Genomic DNA, 22830 nt, shown 5'->3' with positions numbered 1-22830 from the left:
CGGCGATTCTCTTCCTCCAGCTCCCGGATCCGTCGCTGCTCCGGCGTCAAAGGCCGGCCATCGCCGGCCTCCCCGGCACGATCCGCCTTGAGTTGCTCGACCCAGCGCCGAACGGCCGTCTCGCCCACCCCGGTGTCCCGCACCACTTGCGGCACACTCTGGCCCTCATCCACCACCATCCGGGCCACCCGAAGCTTGTACTCCGGATCAAAATTCCTGCGTCCCATATCGTCTCCTCGATCAGATCCCAATCATTCCACCGATCGAGGTGTCCACGAAAATTAGACCAGCACAGTTTTCGCGGGCGGCGCTGAAACTCGCTGCGCCTTCGGCTCCGCTCAGACAGTCAGCGCCTCTCTTCCCGCGAAAACCCTCTCCACTCGGCGCGACGACAACGGGGGTGAAGGTCCAAACAACGGCTGTCCCAGCGGCGTAGCACATGGATGGAGGCTGGGTCTTCCGACATCTTGGGCACGCGCGGCCTACGGCCATGGCGTGCCGCGCCCGCAAGCGGGCGCTAAGGGTAGGATGCCGATGAGCGCAGCGAATCGCATCAGGGTTGCCCCGACGTTGGAACGGTGCGTTTCGCTGTGCTCAACCGCACCCTACGGCGTTGGAGTTAAGTACAAGCGCGGGGAGACCTTCTGTTTTGACCTTATCCCCCCGTATGAAGCCCCTTGCGGAGGGGTCCTCGGGACGGAAAAGAGGCGCTGACTGTCTGAGCGGAGCGTAGCGCAGCGAGTTTCAGCGCCGCCGGCCCGAGGGCCCTGGAGCAAGGTCCCCGGGCGGAATCCGGGTGCCCTTCTTTGGGTACTTTCTTGGGCAAGCAAGAAAGTACCTCGCGGCGCGCTGGCGAGACAGCGCAGGCAGGCGGTCGGACGAAAGCACCGTAAACACCAGATGCTGAACAAGGCCCAGCCTCACAGCGGCTGGTTGCCAACCACCGTTCAGGTGATAACCGAGGGTGGCAACTTGCAGACATACGCCCCGGCGTGCCGGGCGATGAGGGGGAAGCGCCGGGTGGCGGGATTTGCGAGACTGATCCTATGGCGATGAAAAAGCGAATCACGGTTGGGCTCATCGTGCTGGCAGGGGTGGCCGCGCTGGTATGGGCGCTGCGCCCGCAGCCGGTGCCGGTATCGCTGACCACGGTCGAGGCCGGCCCGTTCGAAGAGACCGTGCGCGAGGAAGGGCGCACGCGGCTGCGCGACACCTTTACGGTGTCGGCGCCGATCGCCGGCTTCCTGCATCGCGTCCGGCTCGAGGAGGGCGATGCCGTCGAGCTCGGCGACGCGCTCTTCCGCATGGAGCCTTTGCCGACCCCGGCGCTGGATGCACGTTCGCGTGAGCAGGCGCGCGAGAATCTCGCCGCTGCTCGGTCGCGGCTGCGAAGCGCCGAGGCGAATCTGGAGAACCTGCAGTCGGAGGCCCGCTTCGCGGAATCGGAATATCGCCGTTATCAAGAGCTGTTCGACCGGGGTGCGGTTTCCGCCACCGAGGTGGAGCGTATGGAGACCGCACGCGATCGGGCGCGCTCGGCGGTTCGCGCCGGCGAATCCGCGGTGGAGGTCGCGCGCAGCGAGGTCGAGAGCGCGCGGGTGGTGCTGGATATTGCCAGTGGACAGATGCCGGAGTCCGAGGCCGATGCCCTGACGGTTCGTTCGCCCGCCGCAGGCGTGATCCTGGAGCGGTATCGCTGCTGCGAGGGCACGATCGGGGCCGGCGAGCCGGTGCTGGTCGTGGGCGATCTCGACGACCTCGAGGTCCAGGTGGATCTGCTGTCCATGGACGCGGTGCGCGTGGTGCCGGGCATGCGCGTGCGCCTGACCGACTGGGGCCGCGATGCCGAACTGGAGGGCACCGTACGCCGGGTGCAGCCTTTCGGCTTTACCAGGATCTCCGCGCTGGGCGTGGACGAGCAGCGCGTGCCGGTGATCCTCGACCTCGACGCGGTGGAGGCCCGCATGGCCGGGCTGGCGGTGGGCTACCGCGTGGAGGCCGAGTTCTTGCTGTGGGAAGGGGATGAGGTGCTGCAGGTTCCGACCAGCGCGCTGTTCCGCGACCGCGGCGAGTGGTCGGTGTTCGTGGTCGAGGACGGCCGTGCCGAGCCGCGCCGGGTCGAGGTGGGGCGTCGCTCGGGTTTCGCCACGCAGATCCTCGAGGGCCTGGAGGCGGGCGAGCGTGTGGTCACCCGCCCGGGGGACCGCGTGCAGGCTGGCACGCGCGTGGTCGAGAACTGACCGCTGTAGATGGCGAAAGAGTTGAATGAGGCGCCGCAGGCCCGGACGCTGGAAGATCTCCTGAACCCCCTGGATGCCGCGCTGGCGTCGCACGGCGCCGCCGTGCTGGTGGCCGAACCCGGTGCCGGCAAGACCACCCGCGTCCCGCTGCATCTGGCCGCCTCCAGCCCCGAGGACCGTGTGATCGTGCTGCAGCCACGCCGGCTGGCCGCGCGCATGGCGGCGACCTTCATGGCCGCGCAGCTGGGCGAAGCGGCCGGGCAGACGGTCGGCTATCGCGTGCGCGACGAGCAGAAGGTCTCGGACCGCACCCGGGTGGAGCTGGTCACCGATGGGCTGTTCCTGCGGCGCATCCAGGGTGACCCGCTGCTGGAAGGGGTTGGCACCGTGGTCTTCGACGAATTCCATCTGCGCCGGCCGGAGGCCGAGCTGGCGCTGGCCTTTGCGCTGCAGGTGCGTCGGCTGCTGCGCCCGGAGCTGCGCATCGTGGTGATGTCGGCGACCCTCGACGACGAGGCCGTGGCCCGGCTGCTGGCCGGACCGGAGGCGGATGCCGTGCCGGTGCTGCGAGCGCGTGGGCGGCAGTTCCCGGTCGAGGTCCGTTACGCCCCAACGGCGAAGGATGCCCCGCTGGCTGACGGCGTGGCGCAGGCGGTTCGCGACGCGCTGGCGGCGGAGACGGGCTCGATCCTGGTCTTCCTGCCCGGCGAGCGCGAGATCCGCGAAGTGGCCGCGCGCCTGGGTGAGGGGGTGGACACGGCCTCCGGCCCCGCGCAGATCGCGCCGCTGTTCGGGCGGCTGTCGGCGCAGGAGCAGGCCCGGGCCGTGCGCCCGGCGCCCGCGGGCGAGCGCAAGGTGGTGCTGGCGACCGACATCGCCGAGACCTCGCTGACCATCGAGGGCGTGCGCGTGGTGATCGACGCGGGGCTGTCCCGCGAGCCGCGCTTCGATGCGGCGACCGGGCTCTCGCGCCTGGTGACGCTCCCGGCCTCGAAGGCCGCCGCCGAGCAGCGCGCCGGGCGTGCCGGACGCACCGAGCCCGGCGTCGCGATCCGCCTGTGGGCGCGGGCCGACGAGGTCGCGCGCCCGGACTACGCGACGCCGGGGATGCAGCAGGTGGACCTGCTGCCGCTGGCCCTGGAACTGGCCGGCTGGGGCGAGGCGGTGGCCGAACTGGACTGGCTTGAGCCGCCACCCGCGCAGGGCCTGGCCTCCGCGCAGGCGGTACTCGCGGAACTGGGTGCGGTGGATGCCACCGGTCGGATGACCGGGCATGGGCGGGCCCTGCTACGCCTGCCGACCCACCCGCGGCTGGCGCACATGCTGTTGCGGGGCCGCGAGCGGGGGCTGGCACGCCTGGCCTGCGAACTGGCGGTAGCCGTGGAGGAACCGGGTGTGGCCGGGCCGGGGGCTCCGCTGGAGCTGGGTGCGCGCCTGGAGCGCGCGCGGCGCTCCGGTGGCCGGGCCTGGCAATCCGGGCTGCGGCGTCTGGAGCAGGCGCTGGCGCGAGCCGGGGACCGCCCCGCCGTTATGGATGCGGTACTGGACGAAAGCACGGCGGTGGGCGTGCTGGCGGCGCTGGCCTGGCCGGAGCGCATCGCACGCCGCCGTGGCGAGGCTGCCGGTCGCTTCGTGATGGGGAATGGTCGCGGCGCGTGGCTACCGGAACGCGAGCGTCTGGCGCATGCCGACTACCTGGTGGCGGTGGACTGCACGGATGCCGACCGCGAGGCCCGCATCCGCTGTGCGGTGGCGCTGGATCTGGCCGCACTGGAGCAGGAGGCGCCGGAACTCTTCCACCGCGAGACGCGCTGCGACTGGGTGGAGGACGGCGCGCGGCTGGAGAACGCGCGGATTCGACGGATCGGCACGCTGGTGGTGGAGCGGCAGATGGTCGCGCTGGACGACCCCGCCGCCACCATCCCGCGCTGGTGCGAGCGGCTGCGCCGCGAGGGCCTTGCGCTGCTGCCCTGGGATGACGCGGCGACCCAGCTGCGTGCGCGCATCCAGTTGCTGCACGAGACCCTGCCCGCGGCCGGTTTTCCGGATCTGCGCGACGACGCGCTGCTGATGACCCTCGAGGACTGGCTGGGGCCGTATCTGGCAGGGATTACACGGCGCCGGGATCTGGAGCGGCTGGATCTGGCGGCGATCCTGCGCGCACGGCTGGACTGGGGCCACCAGCAGCAACTAGAGCGGGAGGCGCCGGCGCGGATCGAAGTCCCCTCCGGTTCCGCTCACCGCATTGATTACACGCAGGACCCGCCGGTGCTGGCGGTGAAGCTGCAGGAGCTGTTCGGCCTGGGCGAGACGCCCCGGGTGGCGGGCGGCCGCGTGGCGCTGGTGCTGCACCTGCTGTCGCCGGCACGGCGACCGGTGCAGGTCACCCAGGATCTCGCCAGCTTCTGGGAGAATGGATATCCGGAGGTGCGCCGCGAGCTGAAGGGGCGTTATCCGAAACACCCCTGGCCGGAGGATCCATGGAATGCGCCGGCCACGCGGCATACGAAGCGGCGCGGCTAGGAAGAGTCGGGTCTGGCGGGGGCTTCGCCTGCAAGCGGGCTCCCACAGGAGCTTGAGCAACACAGGACGCTGTGCGTCACCCTCTGTGTCGTCATCCCGGAAACCGCGGAGCGGTTAGCCGGGATCTCGGGCGTCGGGGTGGTGCATGGCCGCGGAGATCCCGGCTCTTCGCTGCGCTGCGGCCGGGATGGCGAAGTGGGGTGCGGCGGCGGGATGACGATGCGGCGGGTGGCGTTCTCGGGTAGTGTCGCGTTCAGAGCCTACCCGGGCCGAGTGCGAGGAAACGAACCGCGATGCTGAAGTTCCTGACCGTTGTCCTGATCCTGCTGTTTGTCTGGTGGCGGGTATCGCGCTGGCTGGAGGTGCGGCGGCGGCGGGCGCGCGGCGAGGATGTCTCCTACGAGGTGCGGGTGAAGGGCTTTCGCCCGATCACGATCCTTAGCGTCATCTTTCTGATTCTCTACGGGGGATACGTGATCTGGTTTGCCCTGACGGAGTGGGCGGATTTGTTCTAGCTGATTGAATCAGCGTCCCTCGGGAGGGGCCGCGCGTACTCGGGCCTGGGTCGAGCGCCATATTTTTGTGATGCAGTGCCTGAAACGATGGTGCGCACCGTGGCAGATCATGGCCGGGTGGTTACGGTCGAACGACCCCCTCATGCGAGCCCTCCGTGGAAAACCAGCCGCAATCGAATATCGAATTCAGCGCCTTCGAGCGGACCCTGTTCCGCTATGTCGCCGTGCTCGCCGCCTTCATGGTGCTGACCGGGTTGGCGGCCCTGCTGGTCTGGTTGCTGGGGCAGGTGGTGTCGTTTTTCTACGCGCTGCTCTTGCCGCTGTCGGTGGCCGGGGTGCTGAGCCTGATCCTCTACCCGGTGGTGCGCTGGCTGCAGCGGATTGCGGGATTCTCGCGGATGGGGGCGGTGAGTTCGCTGTTCGGTGTGGTGTTGATTGCGCTGGTGGTTGTCGCCGTACTGGTGGTGCCCACGGCGAGCCATCAGGTTCAGGAGTTCATCAAGGGTGCCCCGGAGCTGGCGGAGAATGCCTACGAGTCATTCTCGCGCAATTTCCCTGACGCCACCGAGCGCGTGGCCTCGATGCTGGAGGACCTGGATCTCCAGAGCATCATGCCGAACCTGGAGGGTGTGGGCTCGCAGCTGATGCACTACGTGACGGTAGTCGTCGGGCTGGCCTTTGTGCCCTTGTATCTGTTCTTTGCGCTGCTGTCCGGCGAACGCCTGAAGGAGGGCGGGCGCGAGGTCTTGTCGGTCTTTCGGCCCCAGACCCAGCGCGAGCTGATGTTCCTGGGCCGCCTGTTTGTCGGCTATGTGACGGCGTTCTTCCAGGGGCAGGTGGTGATCGCCCTGATCATGGGGGTTCTGCTGGCCGCCGGGTTCTCGCTGATCGGCCTGCAGGCGGCGATCCTGTTCGGGTTGATGCTGGGGTTTCTCAATATCGTGCCCTATCTGGGGACGATCGTCGGCTTGACGCTGGCTCTTCCGGTGGCCTATCTCCAGCCTGAGGGTGGCGGATTGACCCTGGTTGCGCTGGTGCTCGTGGTGTTTGCCCTGGTGCAGCTGATCGAGAGCTGGCTGCTCACGCCGAAGATCATGGCGGATCGCTCCGGACTGCATCCGGCGATTGTCGTGATCTCGATTTTCTTCTGGGGGACGGCGCTGGGTGGCATCATCGGCATGATCCTGGCTGTGCCGTTGTCGGCGTTTGTGGCCAGCCTCTGGAAACACTTCAGGGTCAAGTGGAGTACGGCCCTGGTGGATACCTCGGAAGTGGCCGAGGAAGACCCGGAAATCCTGACGGGGTTGAGTGGTTTCGATGACCCTGCAACCAATTCCGCGGGGGATGGGTCGGAAGATGATCCAGGCCCGCGATAGGGAGTGCGTGTAATGGCAACGACGAAAAGCAGTAGTGCGAAGAAACAGGACGAAGCGGAACATGACGCCTCCACCACTGAACGTGTGGCGGCCCAGGCCCACGAGGCCGTGGACCGCGTGGCGGAGCATGCCGGTACGGCCGAGGAACGCATCCGCGAGGGCCTTTCGCATGCGGATGAAGAGGTTCGCGAGCGGGCGGAGAAGGCGCGTCAGAGTTCCGAGGACGTCTTGCGCGTGGTCGGCAACTACGTACGCGACAACCCGCTGACCGCGATCGGCCTGGCCTTTGTGGCGGGGACCCTGTTCTCGGCCTTGACCCGCCGCAAGTAGGCCATGGCCGCGCAGGACGACGGGCCGGCGCGCGAGCGACCGGACTCCGATACCGCCGACCCCGGGGACGTGATGCAGGACCTCGGTCGAATCCTGGGTGATTCGCGCGAGTTGCTGGGGACCGAGACCCGACAACTGGTGCGCAATGCGGTGGGGGTTATCGTGTTTGCGGTGGTGCTGGGGCTGCTGCTGGTCACGGTGTGGCTGGCGCTGGTCGCGGCCGTGGTGATGCTGCTGCAGGCCTATGCGGGGGTGTCGCCGGCGTTGTCGCTGGTGATCGTGGCGGCGCTGACCGGCGTGCTGGCGTGGCTGGTTGCGCGCGGCATTGGCCGGCTGCTGCACGGCATGACCTACCCGGAGACGCGCGCCCTGGTACGGAATCTGGTCGCACGGCCCGAAAGCCGGGATACCGAGTAGCTCATGGCTGGCACCTGGCTGGGCCTGCGGGGCCGTTCTCGCGAACTGCGCCTGCGGCTGCAGGGTGAGGTCGACGAACTGCGCGACGATGTGCGTGCCACCGGCTGGTGGCGCGCGCTGCAGCGTCTGGGTTCACCGGAGATGATCCCCAGGGCGTTCCTGCTGGGATTTGCAGTCGATCAGCTGCGCGGACTGCGCCTGCTGCGGCCCGTGAAGGCACTGACAGCGGGTGTGCTGGCGGTGACGAAGCTGAGCTGGCTGACCCGGCGCTGGTGGTGGAAGGGCCGGACTCATCCGACCGAGTAAGGTCGAACCCCGGTTTCTCCTTCAGCCGCTCTTGAGGATGCGCGCTCGCTCGCGTTGCCAGTCCTTGTCCTTCTTGGCTGCGCGCTTGTCGAAATCCTTCTTGCCCTTGGCCAGGCCGATCTCCAGCTTGGCGCGGCCATGTTTCCAGTACAGGGCCATGGGGACCAGGGTATAGCCCTTGCGCTCCACCGCGCCGATCAGGCGGTTGATCTCCGAGCGGTGCAGCAGCAGCTTGCGCGTGCGGCTCGGGTCCGGGTTGATATGGGTGGAGGCGGTGGGCAGCGGGGTGATGTGGGCCCCGAACAGGAACGCCTCGCCCTTGCGTAGCAGCACGTACGCCTCGCTGAGCTGGGCGCGCCCGGCCCGCATGGACTTGACCTCCCAGCCCTGCAACTCCAGCCCCGCCTCCAGGCGGTCCTCGATAAAGAAATCGTGGCGCGCCTTGCGGTTCAGCGCGATGGTGTTGGAACCGGCGTCCTTTTTCTTCTTTGGCTTTCCCATGGCCCGCGCAGTGTACTGCACGCGCGGGGCGAAAGCCGAGGAAACACGCACGAACGTACAGGATCGCGGACGCGTTGCGGGTCGGCGCTTGCCGCGTACAGTTGAGCCCGTGGGAAGCCTGCCCCACAATTCCGGGCGACTCGAAGCCCCGCTTGTGCCGCCTGCGCCGTTGACCGCAACTCGATCTGGCTGCGCTGAACGATGGAACGGGTACCACCAACAAGGAGCCGCTGATGCCTGCCACGACTTCCATCCACGGTCAGTGGACGACCCGCCTGGCCTTTATCCTCGCGGCCACCGGGTCGGCTGTCGGGCTTGGCAACATCTGGCGTTTTCCCTATATCGCCGGCGATAACGGTGGCGGGGCCTTCGTGCTGGTTTACCTCGGCTGCATCCTGCTGATCGGCCTGCCGGTGATGATGGCGGAGATCCTGCTGGGGCGGCGCGGCCGCCAGAGCCCGATCAATACGATGGTGACGCTGGCGCGCGAAGAGGGCCTGAGCCGTGGCTGGGGCATGATCGGGTGGATCGGTGTGCTCGCCGGGTTCCTGATCCTGTCGTTCTACAGCGTAGTGGCCGGTTGGTCGCTGTCCTATGTGTTCAAGTCCGGCACGGGCGGCTTCTTGGGCCTGGATGCGGATGGCTCGGAGGCCATGTTCGACGGCCTGCTATCCAATCCCGAGGCCCTGCTGGCCTGGCATACGATCTTCATGGTGATGACCGCGATGGTGGTCGCGCGCGGCGTGCAGTCCGGTCTGGAGAAGGCCGTGACCATCCTGATGCCGCTGCTGTTCGTAATGCTGGTGGTGATGGTCGGCTACGCGATGGTGGAAGGGAACTTTATCGCGGGGCTGGAGTTCCTGCTGTACCCGGATTTCTCGGCGCTGACGGCCAACGCGGTGCTGCTGGCGATGGGGCAGGCGTTCTTCACGCTGAGCCTCGGCATGGGCGCGATCATGATCTACGGCAGCTACCTGCAGAGCGACGCCTCGATCGCGAGGACTTCGGCGGCCGTGGTGGGCGCCGACACCCTGGTGGCGATCATGGCCGGGCTGGCGATCTTCCCGATCGTGCTGGGCGCGGGCCTTTCGCCGGAGCAGGGGCCGGGCCTGATCTTCGTCACGCTGCCGCTGTCGTTCGCGGAGATGCCGGGCGGGCTCTACTTCGGGACGATGTTCTTTGTGCTGCTGGTGTTCGCGGCCTGGACGTCGTCCATCTCCATCATCGAGCCGGCCGTCGCCTATCTGGTGGAGAATGTCGGCATGACGCGCGTGGCCGCGAGCGCCAGCATTGCTATCGCCGCCTGGCTGATGGGAATTGGCGCGCTGCTGTCGCTGAACGTCTGGTCGGATTACACCCTGTTCAACATGGGGATCCTGGACCTGCTGGACTATGTGACTGCTAACATCCTGCTCCCGCTGGGCGGGTTTCTGATCGCGGTATTCGTAGGCTGGCGCATGACCGAGCGCTCGGTCCAGTCCGAGCTGCGCATGAAACTCGGGGGTCTGTACCAGATCTGGTATTTCCTGGTGCGCTTCGTGGCCCCGATTGCCATCCTGTTTGTGTTCCTGCGCGCGGTGGAGCTTATTTGATGTCCTCGACAGTCCGGCGCTCGGCGGAGGTCCCGTACTCCCGCGAGCAGATGTTCGACCTCGTTAATGACGTGGATTCCTACTCGGAATTTCTGCCGGGTTGCCGCAGCTCGCGTGCGCGCATGTGCGGAGAGGATGAGGTGGAAGGGACCATCGAGATGGCCAAGGGCGCCCTGCACAAGTCGTTCACCACGCGCAATCGCGTGCAGCGCCCCGAGCGCATCGACATCCGCCTGGCGGACGGGCCGTTTCGTCGCCTGCACGGCACCTGGAGCTTTACCGAGCTGGACAATGGCCAGACGCGTATCGCGCTGGAGCTGGAATTCGAGTTTGCCAGCCGGCTGATGTCGTTCGCGATCGGGCCGATCTTCCACCAGCTCGCCAACTCTTTTGTCGACGCCTTTGTGCGGCGCGCGCGCGAGGTCTACGGTGCCCGATGATCAGGATGCCGTTAGCCCCGAGGCGGGGCACGGCACAATCCGTATCGAGGTCGCCTATGCACGCCCCGACCGCCAGGTGATCCTGCCGTTGGTCGTGCCCGAGGGCACGACCGTGGACGCAGCCCTGCGCCAGTCGGAGATCGACGCCCAGTTCCCGGAGATCGATCTGGAAAACGCCAAAGTGGGGATCTTCGGAAAGCTCACCCGGCGTGACACGGTGTTGCGCCCGAAGGATCGCATCGAGATCTACCGCCCGTTGATCGCCGACCCGAAAGAAGTGCGTCGTCAGCGGGCCGGCAAGAACCGTAAGAAGCCCGGCAAGGGGGACGCGCAGAAGGCCGGCGATCAGGCGTCCGCAAAGCCCGCGGGCGAGAAGCCGGAGGACGGCGCCGGGGGCGGCAAGGATTCGGCCGGCGATTGAGCCGGCCGGTTGCGATCAGTTGTCGTCGAGCTCGACCGGGTACTGGTCCAGCGCGATCGGCTGCGGCACGTCGGAGTCGACGTAACTGACTACGCCATTCTCGAAGAACACCGTTACGCGGCGCTGCTCCGTCGGCCCGATCCCGGGACGGCGATAGTAGACGTAGTCCCAGCGGTCTTCGCGCTTGAACGCGCCGTCGATCTGCGGCGTACCCATCAGAAAGCGGACCTGCTGCGGGGTCATGCCGGGCTGGATCTGGGCGACCTGTGTCGCGTCGATGACGTTGCCCTGCTGTACATCGAGGCGGAACTGATTGAAGCCACTGCAGGCGGTGAGCAGGCTTGCAGCCACGGCAATAGAAATGAGAATCTTGATCATCGAGCCGGCGGGTCCCCAGAAGTCGGATGGGCCGTTGAACGCGCATGGTACACCAAAGCGTCCGGATGCTCTCAAGCAATCGGGTGACGGGAATCGAAGGATGGAAACAAGCGATCTCAAGAAAGCGGGGCTCAAGGTCACGCTGCCACGGATGAAGATCCTCGAGATCCTCGAGAACTCGGAAACGCGCCACCTGACGGCCGAGGCCATTTACCGCGAGCTGCTCGACTCGGGCGAGGAGATCGGGCTGGCCACGGTCTACCGCGTGCTGACGCAGTTCGAGGCCGCGGGGCTGGTCTGCCGGCTCCACCTGGAGGGCAACCAGGCCGTGTTCGAGCTGGAGCGCGGCGGGCACCACGATCACATCGTCTGCAACCAGTGCGGCCGTGTCGAAGAATTCTTCGACGAGACCATCGAGACCCGCCAGCGCGAGGTCGCGCGCCAGCACGGCTTCTCCATCAAGGACCACGCCCTGGTCCTGTACGGCGACTGCAACGACAGCGCCTGCCCCCACCGCCCCGTCTGACGCGCCCTCGCGCGGCTTTTCAGTCCAGCCGCTTTTCAGGCTGGGCTTGGTTCGTCCTCTGGAGTTTACGGTGCCTTCGTCCGGCCGCCTGCCATGCGCTGTTTCGCCAGCGCGCCGCGAGATACTTCTTTGCTTGTGCAAAGAAGTATCCAAGAAACACGCCCGGGATTCGCCCGGGGACCTTGCTCCGGCCGCGCCAGGCCGGCAGCGCTGAAACTCGCTGCGCTCAGACAGTCAGCGCCTCTCTTCCGGCCTGTCACGCCCTCCACAAGGGGCTCATATCGGGAGGGAAGGTCAAAACCGACGGTGTTTCTGCACCTGTCTAAATCCCGAGCTGTAGGGTGCGTTGAGCGCAGCGAAACGCACCATCCCAACGCCGGGGCAACCCCTGATGCGATTCGCTGCGCTCATCACATCCTACGATGGGGTCTGGCGCCCGCTGGCGGGCGCTGCACGCCAGGGCTGCAGGCCGCGCGTGCCCAGGATGTCGGAACACCTTGTCTCCATCCATTGGCACGAACGTCAGAGCGGCCGTTGTCTTGACCTTCATCCCCCGTATGAAGCCCCTTGCGGAGGGGTCCTCGGGCCGGAAGAGAGGCGCTGACTGTCTGAGCGAAGCGTAGCGCAGCGAGTTTCAGCGCCGCCGGCCCGAGGGTCCTGGAGCAAGGTTCCCGGGCGGAATCCGGGTGCCCTTCTTTGGGTACTTTCTTGGGCAAGCAAGAAAGTACCTCGGGGCGCGCTGCCGAAACAGCGCAGGCAGGCGGCGGACCGAAGCCACCGTAAACTCCAGAGGACGAACCAGGCCCAGCCACAAAGACGTGTGCTGCTGCCACGTCCAACCCGTCAGGGCCCGGGCGCCCGGAGGCCTGGCCTCAGGCCGTGTCGGCCAGGCGCGAGGCGATGTGCGCCGGGGCGAAGCCTTTCTGTGCGCGCAGGTAGGCGGCCAACCGCGCCGCAAAGTCACCGGGGACCGAGGTAGAGACCGCGTCCATGTCGCGCAGCATTTCCCAGCGCGCGGCCAGGCGCGGAAACGCCTCTGGCTCCCAGGGATTATCGATGTCGTCGATCAGGCCGTAGCGCAGCAGGATCGGCGCGAGGGTGGCATCGATCAGGGTGAAGGCATGCCCCGTGAGCAGCGGATCGGCTGCCAGCTCCCGTTCCAGTCGCTCCAGCCCGCGCGAGGCCGCATGGCGTTCCATCTCGAAGGCCTCTTCGTCCGCCGCCGTCATCCAGCGGTACTGCGTCATGGTCTGCTCGCCCAGGTATTCGATCCAGGCGCGCGTGCGGGCCTGCTGCAGCGGCGTGTCCGGCATCAGTGAGGGCGGGGTGATCGCATCGATATATTCGTTAATCACCGCCGATTCGAACAGCACGGTGTCGTGATCAACCTTCAGGATCGGCACCTTGCCGAGCGGAGATTGTTCGCGAAACCAGTCGGGCGGGTCCGCGAGATCGATATAGGTCACTTCGAACGGCGCCTGCTTGTATTTCAGCGTGATCACGCTACGCTGAACGAAAGGACAAAGGTCAAAGCTGATCAGGTGCAGATGCGGGAGTTTCATGACGTATCGAAGCCCCATGCGGGGCCCCATCCTCTGATGGTGGAAAGGCGCGCATTGTCCATGCCCGCGATCCGGCGGGAAAGTCCAGTGTCTCCAGTGCGAGGGTTCCTTGGCCAGGGCTGAGGCGCGCGCCGCGCCCGCCGGCGGGCTGCGCATCGACAAGTGGCTGTGGGCCGCGCGCTTCTTCAAGACCCGCGCGCTGGCCACCGAGGCCGTCAGTGGTGGCAAGGTCCATGTGAATGGCGAGCGCTGCAAGCCGGCGCGCCGGGTGCACCCGGGTGATCGCCTGACGATTCATCGTGGCCAGCAGACCTGGGACATCGACGTGCGGGCGTTGAATGATCAGCGTCGGCCCGCGACCGAGGCGCGCGAGCTGTATGCCGAGACGCCCGAGAGCACGGCCCGGCGCGAGGCCGAGTCCGAGCGCCGGCGCTCGGAGCGGGCGGTGGCCGACAGCGCGCCTATTCGCCGCCCGGACAAGCGCCAGCGCCGCCAGATCCGGCGTTTCATCCGCCAGGACGGACAAGACGAATGAGTGGCCCACCACAAACCCCCTTGCTGGCCGCGGATGTGGTGATCCATCACCCCGCTCACCCTGGCCGTGTCCTGGTGATCGAGCGACGCAACCCGCCCCATGGCTGGGCCCTCCCCGGGGGCTTCGTGGATGTCGGCGAGTCGGTTGAGCTGGCCGCCGTGCGCGAGGCCCTGGAGGAAACCGGTCTGGAGGTCACGCTGGAGGCCTTGCTGGGCGTCTATTCCGATCCTGCGCGGGATCCGCGCGGGCACACCGTCAGCGCCGTATTCGTGGCGCGCGGTGCGGGCGAGGCCCATGCGGCCGATGACGCCGCGGACTGTGCCTGGCTGGACCCCGACGATCAGAGCCAGCCCCTGGTCTTTGACCATCGGCGTATCCTCGATGACTATCTGCGCTACCGCCTGACCGGCGAAACCGCGCCGCTGCGCCTGCAGTTGTCGGGGGCGGGACGAGGAGCCGGGACATGATGTTTGTCCGTCCGGTCCTTTCCCGAACCGGCTTGCTGTTACCATATTGCGCTTTCGTTCACGGAACCCGAACCGAGTGACTCAGGCCGATCCTGCAACCCCGTCCGCCGCGATCCCCGAACCGCGCGTGTATTCACGCGAGGAGCACGGCATCTCGCGTGCCGCGATCGACGATAACGCCCTGAAGGTGCTCTATCGCCTGCGTGATGCGGGCTACCGCGCCTGTCTGGTGGGCGGGGGCGTGCGCGACCTGCTGCTGGGGCGCGAGCCGAAGGACTTCGACATCGCGACCGATGCCACGCCGGACCAGGTGCGCGGGCTGTTCCGTAACTGCCGCCTGATCGGGCGCCGTTTCCGCCTGGCTCATGTCTTGTTCGGCCGCGAGGTGATCGAGGTCGCCACCTTCCGAGCGCCGCACGACGAGGACGAGGGCGGCGACGGGCAGGTGGCGCTGAGCGACGAGGGGCGCATCCTGCGCGACAACCGCTACGGCACGATCGAGCAGGACGCGGTGCGGCGGGACTTCAGCGTGAACGCGCTGTACTACGACATCGACGATTTCTCGGTGCTCGACTACACCGGCGGGGTCGAGGACCTGCGCGAGGGCGTGTTGCGCCTGATCGGAGACGATGTCGAGACGCGGCTGCGCGAGGACCCAGTGCGCATGCTGCGCGCGGTGCGTTTCTCCGCGAAGCTGGGGCTGCGCGTCGCGCCCGAGGTCGAGGCCGGGATACACGAGCTCGCGGGCCTGATGCAGACGGTGGCCCCGGCGCGGCTGTTCGACGAGGTGATCAAGCTGTTCCACAGTGGTGCGGCGGTCACCTGCCTGGATGAACTGGAGCGCTTTGGTCTGTTCGCGCCGATGTTCCCGGAGGCGGCCGAGTGCTTCGCCGATCCGGATGTGGGCGCCGAGCGGCGGCAGTTCCTGGTCGAGTCGTTGCTCAATACTGACAAGCGCATCAACGAAGAGCTTGGGGTCAACCCGGCGTTTCTTTATGCCGCGATCCTGTGGGCCCCGGTGCAGGTGGCGGCGACCCGGCGCATCGAGGACGGCGAGCAGGAGATCCCGGCCTGGCAGCAGGCGATGGCCGAGGTGCTGGATCGCCAGGTGAAGACGGTGTCGATCCCCAAGCGCTTCAGCCTGATCGTGCGTGAGATCTGGGAGCTGCAGGCGCGGCTGGAACGGGCGCGGGGTGGCCGCGCGCTGCGCCTGCTGACGCATCCGCGTTTCCGAGCGGGATACGATTTTCTCTGCCTGCGCGCCCGCGCGGGCGATGCCGACCCGGAACTGTGTCGCTGGTGGACCGAGTTCCAGGAGAAGGACGAGGGCGAGCAGAAGAAGATGGCTGGGGGCGGCGGCAAGGGTAAGGGCCGTGCCCGCCGTGGCGGGCGTCGCCGAAAACGTCGACGCACGGGCGATGGCGAAGCCGGCAGCTCGAATGACGGCGGGGATGCGGCATGACCGACGCTGGTTTGCAGGTGTTCGTGGGCATCGGCGCCAATCTTGGCGACCCCGAGGATCAGGTGCGCGAGGCCTTTCGGCGCCTGGCCGGTGACGTGCCGCAGACGCTGCTGACGGGGCAGTCGCGGCTGTACCGAAACCCGCCGATGGGCCCGCAGGACCAGCCGGACTACGTGAATGCCGTGGCCCGGCTGCACACCCGGCTCGAACCCCTGGAGCTGCTGCATGCGCTGCAAGCGATCGAGGCCGACTGTGGCCGCGAGCGCGATGGCACCCGCTGGGGGCCGCGCCTGCTCGACCTGGACATCTTGCTGTACGGGGATCAGGTGCTGGACCTGCCCGGGCTGCATGTACCCCATCCGGGCCTGGCCGAGCGCGACTTCGTGGTCCTGCCGCTGGCCGAGCTGGCACCGGGTCTGAAGATTCCGGGTGAGGGCCTGATCGAGCGGCTCGCCCGCCGCTTCGATGGCGCCTCGCTGGTCGCGCTGGAGGACCCGAACGTTGCCCGTGCTGGAGGGCAGCGGTGAGTCTGAGCAACTTCGACTTTGTTGCGGTGGAAGGACCGATCGGGGTGGGCAAGTCCAGCCTCGCGCGTCTGCTGTCGGAACACCTGCGGGCTGAGGGAATTTTTGAAGCACCGGACGAGAACCCTTTCCTCGAGCGCTTCTACCAGGAGCCGGACAAACACGCCCTGGCCACGCAGCTGCATTTTCTGGTGCAGCGTGTGCGGCAGCTGACGCCGGTCAGCCAGAAGGGCCTGTTCGAGCAGCGCCACGTGGCCGACTACGTGATGGACAAGGACCCGCTGTTCGCCGAGCTCAACCTGCACCCTGACGAGCTGGAGATCTACCGCGAGATGTTTCGGCATCTGCGCGCGGGTCTGCCACGACCTGATCTGGTGATCTACCTGCAGGCGCCCGTGGAAGTGCTGCTGGACCGCATTCGCCAGCGTGCGCGACCGTACGAACGTCACATCGAGGCGCATTACCTGGAACGCCTGAACGCCGCCTATGCGGAATTCTTCTATCATTTCGAAGGGGCGGCACTGGTGATCGTGAACGCCACCGAGATCGACTGGGTGAACAATCCGGCCGATTTCGAACAGCTGGTGCAGTTCCTGGAGCCGATCCAGGGTGGCCGACACTATTTCAATCCGCTGCCGATCACGCTCTGACGTGCGGCAGACCGATCCCGCCCGGGAGGCAGACTGATGCGGCCGATCACGGTCAATACGCTGGCCAGGCGCAAGCAGGCCGGCGAACCGATTACCTGTCTGACGGCGTATGATGCGTCCTTTGCCGCGCTACTGGATCGCTGTGGCGTGGACGTCATCCTGGTCGGGGATTCGCTCGGCATGGTGGTGCAGGGGCACCCGACCACGCTGCCGGTGACAATTGACGACATGTGTTATCACGTCGCAAATGTTGCTCGTGTGACCCATAACGCAATGATCATGGCGGACTTGCCGTTTCTTGGCGACGCCGATGCACCGACCGCGTTGCAGCAGTCCGGGGCCTTGCTGCGTGCCGGTGCGCACATGGTCAAGGTCGAGTGCGGTCTGGCCGAGCTGCCGATCGTCGAGCGCCTGGTGGCCGCCGGGATTCCCGTTTGTGCCCATCTGGGCCTGACGCCGCAGGCGGTGCATCGCATGGGTGGCTATCGTGTACAGGGTCGTGACCCGCACGCCGCCGCCGAGATGGAATCGCTGGCCGCACGCCTGGAAGCGGCGGGTGCCCAGGGCCTGCTCCTGGAAAGCGTACCGGAGGAGCTGGCGAACGCGATCGTGCGCGCGACCGATATCCCGGTGATCGGGATCGGCGCCAGCCCGCGCTGCGATGGCCAGGTCCTGGTGATCCAGGACGTGATTGGTCTGACGCCCGAGCCGCCGCGTTTCGCCCGCGACTTTCTGGGCGACGGTGGCTCGCTGGAGGGCGCAGTTCGCGCCTATTGCGAGGCGGTGCGTGCGCGCACGTTCCCTGAATCCGGCGTGCACACGTACCGTTAGTTCTTTCTTTTTTCCGTCCATGAGGACCCCGGCCCAAGAGACCCCTGGCCCATGAGAATCCTGCGTGACCGGCCCCAGTTGGTGGCCATGCATCGAGAATGGGCCCGCAAGGGCCGCGGAACCATTGCCCTGATCCCCACGATGGGGCACCTGCACGAGGGGCATATGACGCTGATCCGGCATGCCCGGGCGCGTTCGCAGCGCGTGGTGGTTTCGATTTTCGTGAATCCGATGCAGTTCGACCGCCCCGAGGACCTGGAGCGCTATCCGCGCACCCTGGAGGAGGACTCGCGCCTGCTGACCGAGGCGGGTGTGGACGCGGTGTTCTGCCCGTCGGAGGAGGATATGTACCCGGACGACGGCATGCCTCCAGTGCGGGTGGTCGTCCCGGGACTGTCGGAGATGCTGGAGGGGGCTTTTCGCCCGGGGCACTTCGATGGCGTGGCCACGGTGGTGACCAAGCTGTTCAATCTCGTGCGGCCGGATATCGCGCTGTTCGGCGAGAAGGACTACCAGCAGTTCAAGCTGGTCGAGCGCATGGTGCAGGGGCTGGATATCCCGGTACGGGTCGAGGCCATCCCGACGGTACGCGAGAAGGATGGCCTGGCCTGCAGCTCGCGCAACGACCAGTTGCCCGAAGAGGCGCGGGTGATCGCGCCGGAGCTCAAGCGCGTGCTGGACGAAGTGGCCACGGTCTGCCGGGGCGCGACGGTATTCGATGCCGAGCGCATCCCCGAGGTCGAGGGGCGTGCCTGCGATCGTCTCCGCGAGGCCGGCTTCGACCCCGAATACCTGTCCATCCGCCGCGCGCAGGACCTGGCCGAGCCGGAGCATGGCGTGGCGCTGGCCGATCAGGACCTGGTCGTGCTGGCCGCCGCGTGGCTGGCGGAAGTCCGTCTGATCGACAACGTCCGCACCCGCCCGACGAACTGATCCGTGCCCGATTCGGGGTGGGGCATTTGCCGCGCCTGGCACAATCGCGGATAATTTTGCGCCCCCAGAGGTTATCGCCGGGAAAATCGCCGATGCACGTCACCATGCTCAAGGGCAAGCTGCACAAGGCCCAGGTCACTCATTGTGAGCTGGAGTACGAGGGCTCGTGCGCCATCGATACGCGGCTGCTGGAAGCCGCCGGCATCCTGCCGTTCGAGCAGATCCAGATCTACAACGTGGACAACGGCGAGCGCTTCACCACCTACGCGATCGAGGGCGAGCCGGGCTCCGGCATCATCTCGGTCAATGGCGCCGCCGCACACAAGGCGGCGGTGGGGCATCGCGTGATCATCTGCGCCTACGCGCAGATGGAGGCCGCCGCGGCCCGGGAATTCACCCCGAACCTCGTGTATCTCGACGCCCGCAACGCGATCGTGCGCACCGGCCACGGCATCCCGGTGCAGGCCGCCTGAGAAACCACCCCTCGCGTTCGCCCCCGCAGTTGTAGGGCCCGCAGTTGTAGGGAAATGGGCGCACCGCTATCCTCCACACCCATGAATCTCCACGAATTTCAGGCCAAGGCGCGCTTTCGCGACGCCGGCATCCCCGTTCCCGACGGACAGGTGATCACCCACGCTGACGAGCTTCCCGAGGCCTGGCAGGCACTGGGCGGCGAGCGTGTGCTGGTCAAGGCCCAGGTGCATTCCGGCGGGCGCGGCAAGGCCGGTGGCGTGGTGATGGCGGATTCCGCCGAGGCTGCGCGCGAGGCGGCGGAGAAGCTGCTGGGCTCGCGTCTGGTCACCGGGCAGAGCGGCCCCGAGGGCCTGCCGGTGGATCAGCTCCTGCTGGAGCCAGCCGCCGACATCGCCCGCGAGTTCTATTTCGCCCTGCTGGTGGACCGGGCCCGCGAGCGCCTGGCGCTGGTGGTCTCCGCCGAGGGCGGCATGGACATCGAAACCCTGGCCGCCGAACGGCCCGAGGCGGTGATCACCCTGCCGATCCACCCGGCCACGGGCGTGATGCCGTTTCACGGGCGGCGGGTTGCCTTTGCCCTCGGGCTGTCGGGCGAGCCGGCCAAGGCGATGGCCCAACTGGTGACCAATGCCCATGCCCTGTTCCAGCAGGTGGATGCGCAGCTGCTGGAGATCAACCCGCTGGTGCTGACCGCTGACGACCAGCTGCTGGCCATCGACGCCAAGCTGACCGTGGACGACTCCGCCGCCTACCGCCAGAAGGCACTGATGGCCGAACGTGACGCGCGCCAGCGCGACCCGGCCGAGGAACAGGCGCACGAGCACGACCTCAACTACATCCGCCTGGACGGCTCCATCGGCTGCATGGTGAACGGCGCGGGCCTGGCCATGGCCACGATGGACCTGATCAAGCACCACGGCGGCGAGCCGGCCAACTTCCTGGATGTCGGCGGCGGCACGACGGTGGAGCGGGTCACGGCCGCGTTCAAGCTGATCCTGTCGGACCCCTCGGTGAAGGCGGTGCTGGTGAATATCTTTGGCGGCATCGTGCGCTGCGACCTGATCGCCGAGGGCATCATCGCTGCAATCCGCGAGGTGCAGGTCCAGGTGCCGGTGGTGGTGCGGCTGGAAGGCACGAATGCCGAGCAGGGCCGCGAGGCGCTGGCCAGCTCCGGCCTGGACGTGATCCCGGCCGCGGACCTCGACCGCGCGGCGCGCACCGTGGTGGAGGCCGTGGCATGAGCATCCTCGTCGACCGCGATACGAAGGTGATCTGCCAGGGCTTTACCGGCAAGCAGGGCAGCTTCCACTCCGAGCAGGCGATCGCCTACGGCACCCGTCTGGTCGGGGGCGTGACGCCCGGCAAGGGCGGACAGACGCATCTGGACCGTCCGGTGTTCAATACCGTCGCCGATGCGGTGGCGCAGACGGGTGCGACCGTCAGCATGATCTATGTCCCGGCCCCGTTCGCGGCCGATGCGATCTGCGAGGCGGCGGATGCCGGCATCGAGCTGGCCGTGTGCATCACCGAGGGCATCCCGGTGCAGGACATGATCCGCGTGAAGCAGGTGCTGGCCGGCAGTCCGACCCGTCTGATCGGCCCGAACTGCCCCGGCATCATCACCCCGGATGCCTGCAAGGTCGGCATCATGCCCGGCTATATCCACCAGCGCGGGCGCATCGGCATCATCTCGCGCTCCGGCACCCTGACCTACGAGGCCGTCAAGCAGACCTCGGATCGGGGGCTGGGCCAGAGCACCTGCATCGGCATCGGTGGCGACCCGATCCAGGGGCTCGACTTCGTCGACTGCCTGCGCCTGTTCCGCGACGACCCGGAGACCGACGGCGTGCTGCTGGTCGGCGAGATCGGCGGCGATGCCGAGGAACGCGCCGCGCGCTATATCGAGAACGAGTTCGACAAGCCGGTGGCGGCCTACATCGCGGGCGCCACCGCGCCGCCCGGACGTCGCATGGGCCATGCCGGGGCGATTATCGCCGGCGGCCAGGGCACGGCCGAACAGAAGATGGCGGCCCTGCGCGCGGCCGGGGCGAGCGTGGCCGAGAGCCCGGCCGAACTCGGCCAGGCCATGCAGTCCGCGCTCGATCGCGCCTGATACGCCGCGATGGCGTCCACCGATGACCTGCCGCTGGCCCTGGCCCAGATCAACCCGATCGTGGGCGGGCTGGATACGAACCGCCACCTGATCGAGGACGCGATCGAACAGGCCCGCGCCGCCGGTGCGCGCGCGGTGGTCTTCCCCGAACTCGCCCTGACCGGCTACCCCCCGGAGGACCTGCTGCTGCGCCCGGCCTTCCTGCGCGCGGTGGAGCAGTCCCTGGCCGCGATTACACGCTCGGTAGCGGGCATCGACGTGATCCTCGGCGCGCCGGTTACCACCGAGAAGGGTCTGGTGAACGCCGCGCTGTGGCTGCGCGACGGTCGCGAGATCGCGCGCTATGCCAAGCAGGTCCTGCCCAACTATTCGGTATTCGACGAACAGCGCTATTTCGTCGCGGGCGATCAGGCCTGCGTGGTTGAGCTGGCGGGCTGGCGGATCGGCCTGACCGTCTGCGAGGACATCTGGCAGGCGGCGCCAGCCGCTGCCGCACAGGCGGCCGGCGCCGAACTGATCCTGAACCTGAATGCCTCGCCCTATCATCGCGGCAAGGCCGAGGAGCGCCTGCAGGTGGTGGGCGCGCGGGTCGCCGAGACCGGCTGCCCGGTGGTCTACGTGAACCAGGTGGGCGGTCAGGACGAGCTGGTGTTCGACGGCCGCTCCTTCGTGCACGACGCCGCGCATGGCGCGCGCGCGGTGCTGCCGGCCTGGGCGACCGGGTATGCCCTGGTGCAGGGCCGGCGCGGACCGTCCGGGATCGAACTGCAGCCCCGTCCCGAGACCATGCACCTGTCCGCCTGCGGCATCCGCCCGACGCTGACCGACCCCGGCCCGGAGCCGGACGAGGCGGATGCCCGCGACCTCTACCAGGCCCTGATGATCGGCATCCGCGACTATGTCGCCAAGAATGGGTTTCCAGGCGTGCTGCTGGGCCTGTCCGGCGGCATCGACTCGGGGCTGACGGCTGCACTGGCGGTGGACGCCCTGGGTCCGGCCGCCGTGACGGCGGTGATGATGCCGTATCGCTACACCGCGTCGATGAGTATCGAGGATGCCGAGGCACAGGCCCGGCTGCTGGGTATCGAGTACCACGAGATCGCGATTGAGCCGATGGTGCAGGACTTCCTCGAGGGCCTGTCACCGGCGTTCGACGCGATGCCCGCCCATGCGGGGGATGTGACCGAGGAGAACCTGCAGTCGCGCGCCCGCGGGGTGCTGCTGATGGCACTGTCGAACCGCAGCGGCAAGCTGCTGCTGGCGACGGGCAACAAGTCGGAGATGGCCGTCGGCTATTCCACGCTGTATGGCGACATGAACGGCGGCTTTGCCCCGCTCAAGGATGTCTCCAAGCAGTGGGTGTACCGCCTGGCGCGCTGGCGCAATACGCGTGGCGCGGCGATCCCCGAGCGGGTGATCGAGCGTCCGCCCAGCGCCGAACTGGCGCCCGATCAGAAGGATGCCGATTCGCTGCCCCCCTACGAGGTGCTGGATGCGGTGCTGGAGGCCTTCGTCGAACAGGAGCGCTCGGTGGAGGAGATCGTGGCCGATGGCTTTGATCGGGCCACCGTGGAGCGCATCGCGCGGCTGGTTTTCCTGGCCGAGTACAAGCGCCGCCAGGCCCCGCCCGGGGTGCGCGTCAGCCGACGGGCCTTCGGCCGTGACCGGCGCTACCCGATCACCTCCGGCTACCGCCCGGGCTGAGGGCCCTCAC

Annotated in this window: 26 protein-coding genes; 22 read left to right on the top strand and 4 right to left on the bottom strand. The window is 67.5% G+C overall.

The genetic code is table 11. From position 1 onward, the window contains the following. On the bottom strand, positions 1–227 hold a 227-nt coding region (locus F466_RS13185), incomplete at its 3' end, for a transposase (RefSeq protein WP_018993787.1). A gap of 819 nt (positions 228–1046) precedes the next feature. Between F466_RS13185 and F466_RS0111040 the strand changes: the two genes are divergently transcribed. From F466_RS0111040 to F466_RS0111010, 7 genes are all read left to right on the top strand, one after another. Further along, positions 1047–2240, top strand: a complete 1194-nt coding sequence (locus F466_RS0111040) for an efflux RND transporter periplasmic adaptor subunit (protein ID WP_018175390.1) — start codon at positions 1047–1049, stop codon at positions 2238–2240. Between the two features lie 9 nt (positions 2241–2249). Beyond that, positions 2250–4763, top strand: coding sequence for an ATP-dependent helicase HrpB (gene hrpB / locus F466_RS0111035; protein ID WP_018994111.1), 2514 nt, complete (start codon positions 2250–2252; stop codon positions 4761–4763). Between the two features lie 293 nt (positions 4764–5056). Further along, a complete protein-coding gene (locus F466_RS0111030; protein ID WP_017925782.1) occupies positions 5057–5278 on the top strand; it encodes a hypothetical protein in 222 nt (73 codons plus the stop codon). Positions 5279–5433: 155 nt separating this feature from the next. Beyond that, the gene (locus F466_RS0111025) at positions 5434–6654 is read left to right on the top strand and encodes an AI-2E family transporter (protein WP_018994110.1); all 1221 of its coding nucleotides are present in this window, start codon (positions 5434–5436) and stop codon (positions 6652–6654) included. Between the two features lie 12 nt (positions 6655–6666). Beyond that, positions 6667–6984 (top strand): YqjD family protein, encoded by a 318-nt coding sequence (locus F466_RS0111020; protein ID WP_018138060.1) that lies wholly within the window; start codon positions 6667–6669, stop codon positions 6982–6984. Positions 6985–6987: 3 nt separating this feature from the next. Beyond that, on the top strand, positions 6988–7401 hold the full coding sequence (locus tag F466_RS0111015; RefSeq protein ID WP_018175393.1) for a phage holin family protein: 414 nt from the start codon (positions 6988–6990) through the stop codon (positions 7399–7401). A gap of 3 nt (positions 7402–7404) precedes the next feature. Beyond that, positions 7405–7707 (top strand): hypothetical protein, encoded by a 303-nt coding sequence (locus F466_RS0111010; RefSeq protein ID WP_018138062.1) that lies wholly within the window; start codon positions 7405–7407, stop codon positions 7705–7707. A gap of 21 nt (positions 7708–7728) precedes the next feature. On the opposite strand, the gene smpB is transcribed toward F466_RS0111010, so the two are convergent. Further along, the gene (gene smpB, locus F466_RS0111005; protein WP_018138063.1) at positions 7729–8208 is read right to left on the bottom strand and encodes an SsrA-binding protein SmpB; all 480 of its coding nucleotides are present in this window, start codon (positions 8206–8208) and stop codon (positions 7729–7731) included. A gap of 233 nt (positions 8209–8441) precedes the next feature. On the opposite strand from smpB, the gene F466_RS0111000 reads away from it, so the two are divergent. The 3 genes from F466_RS0111000 to F466_RS0110990 are packed head-to-tail and all read left to right on the top strand — an operon-like array spanning position 8442 to position 10661. Then, positions 8442–9800 (top strand): sodium-dependent transporter, encoded by a 1359-nt coding sequence (locus F466_RS0111000; protein ID WP_018138064.1) that lies wholly within the window; start codon positions 8442–8444, stop codon positions 9798–9800. Continuing rightward, the gene (locus tag F466_RS0110995; protein WP_018994109.1) at positions 9800–10240 is read left to right on the top strand and encodes a type II toxin-antitoxin system RatA family toxin; all 441 of its coding nucleotides are present in this window, start codon (positions 9800–9802) and stop codon (positions 10238–10240) included. Before F466_RS0111000 ends, F466_RS0110995 begins: the two co-directional genes overlap by 1 nt. Beyond that, complete coding sequence (locus tag F466_RS0110990; RefSeq protein ID WP_018138065.1) at positions 10230–10661, top strand: RnfH family protein; 432 nt, start codon at positions 10230–10232, stop codon at positions 10659–10661. Before F466_RS0110995 ends, F466_RS0110990 begins: the two co-directional genes overlap by 11 nt. A gap of 15 nt (positions 10662–10676) precedes the next feature. Here the strand turns inward: F466_RS0110990 and F466_RS0110985 are convergent, their stop codons facing one another. Then, the gene (locus tag F466_RS0110985; protein WP_018138066.1) at positions 10677–11039 is read right to left on the bottom strand and encodes an outer membrane protein assembly factor BamE; all 363 of its coding nucleotides are present in this window, start codon (positions 11037–11039) and stop codon (positions 10677–10679) included. A gap of 100 nt (positions 11040–11139) precedes the next feature. Between F466_RS0110985 and fur the strand changes: the two genes are divergently transcribed. Beyond that, positions 11140–11565: a ferric iron uptake transcriptional regulator gene (gene fur, locus F466_RS0110980; protein WP_018138067.1), complete on the top strand. Its 426-nt coding sequence runs from the start codon at positions 11140–11142 to the stop codon at positions 11563–11565. 872 nt (positions 11566–12437) lie between these two features. On the opposite strand, the gene F466_RS0110975 is transcribed toward fur, so the two are convergent. Beyond that, positions 12438–13127, bottom strand: a complete 690-nt coding sequence (locus F466_RS0110975; RefSeq protein WP_018994108.1) for a glutathione S-transferase family protein — start codon at positions 13125–13127, stop codon at positions 12438–12440. Between the two features lie 109 nt (positions 13128–13236). Here F466_RS0110975 and F466_RS0110970 point away from each other — a divergent pair, with 109 nt between their 5' ends. The 11 genes from F466_RS0110970 to F466_RS0110920 all read left to right on the top strand — a co-directional run bounded on the left by F466_RS0110970 (position 13237) and on the right by F466_RS0110920 (position 22820). Next, positions 13237–13662 (top strand): RNA-binding S4 domain-containing protein, encoded by a 426-nt coding sequence (locus F466_RS0110970; RefSeq protein ID WP_018138605.1) that lies wholly within the window; start codon positions 13237–13239, stop codon positions 13660–13662. A 20-nt stretch (positions 13663–13682) separates the two neighbouring features. Next, a complete protein-coding gene (locus F466_RS0110965) occupies positions 13683–14129 on the top strand; it encodes an NUDIX hydrolase (RefSeq protein ID WP_018138606.1) in 447 nt (148 codons plus the stop codon). A gap of 76 nt (positions 14130–14205) precedes the next feature. Next, positions 14206–15591 carry a polynucleotide adenylyltransferase PcnB gene (gene pcnB / locus F466_RS0110960; RefSeq protein ID WP_018138607.1) on the top strand — a complete coding sequence of 462 codons (1386 nt, stop codon included), beginning with the start codon at positions 14206–14208 and terminating at the stop codon, positions 15589–15591. Continuing rightward, positions 15588–16118, top strand: a complete 531-nt coding sequence (gene folK / locus F466_RS0110955; RefSeq protein WP_012983411.1) for a 2-amino-4-hydroxy-6-hydroxymethyldihydropteridine diphosphokinase — start codon at positions 15588–15590, stop codon at positions 16116–16118. Before pcnB ends, folK begins: the two co-directional genes overlap by 4 nt. After that, the gene (locus F466_RS0110950) at positions 16115–16765 is read left to right on the top strand and encodes a deoxynucleoside kinase (protein ID WP_012983410.1); all 651 of its coding nucleotides are present in this window, start codon (positions 16115–16117) and stop codon (positions 16763–16765) included. Before folK ends, F466_RS0110950 begins: the two co-directional genes overlap by 4 nt. 36 nt (positions 16766–16801) lie before the next feature. After that, complete coding sequence (gene panB, locus F466_RS0110945; protein WP_012983409.1) at positions 16802–17596, top strand: 3-methyl-2-oxobutanoate hydroxymethyltransferase; 795 nt, start codon at positions 16802–16804, stop codon at positions 17594–17596. Positions 17597–17647: 51 nt separating this feature from the next. Continuing rightward, positions 17648–18529: a pantoate--beta-alanine ligase gene (gene panC / locus F466_RS0110940; RefSeq protein WP_018175399.1), complete on the top strand. Its 882-nt coding sequence runs from the start codon at positions 17648–17650 to the stop codon at positions 18527–18529. Positions 18530–18621: 92 nt separating this feature from the next. After that, positions 18622–19002: an aspartate 1-decarboxylase gene (gene panD, locus F466_RS0110935; protein ID WP_012983407.1), complete on the top strand. Its 381-nt coding sequence runs from the start codon at positions 18622–18624 to the stop codon at positions 19000–19002. Between the two features lie 81 nt (positions 19003–19083). Further along, complete coding sequence (sucC, locus tag F466_RS0110930; RefSeq protein WP_018138610.1) at positions 19084–20244, top strand: ADP-forming succinate--CoA ligase subunit beta; 1161 nt, start codon at positions 19084–19086, stop codon at positions 20242–20244. Beyond that, positions 20241–21116, top strand: coding sequence for a succinate--CoA ligase subunit alpha (gene sucD, locus F466_RS0110925; protein ID WP_018175400.1), 876 nt, complete (start codon positions 20241–20243; stop codon positions 21114–21116). The genes sucC and sucD overlap by 4 nt, the downstream gene beginning before the upstream one ends. A 9-nt stretch (positions 21117–21125) precedes the next feature. Further along, entirely contained in the window at positions 21126–22820 is a 1695-nt protein-coding gene (locus tag F466_RS0110920) for an NAD+ synthase (RefSeq protein WP_018994107.1), read from the top strand. Positions 22821–22830 lie beyond the last annotated feature (10 nt).

The sequence above is a fragment of the Thioalkalivibrio sp. ALgr1 genome (assembly GCF_000378285.1).
Classification (GTDB): domain Bacteria; phylum Pseudomonadota; class Gammaproteobacteria; order Ectothiorhodospirales; family Ectothiorhodospiraceae; genus Thioalkalivibrio.
Note: the sequence above shows the minus strand (reverse complement) of the source record. Positions and strands in the feature narration are given on the sequence as shown.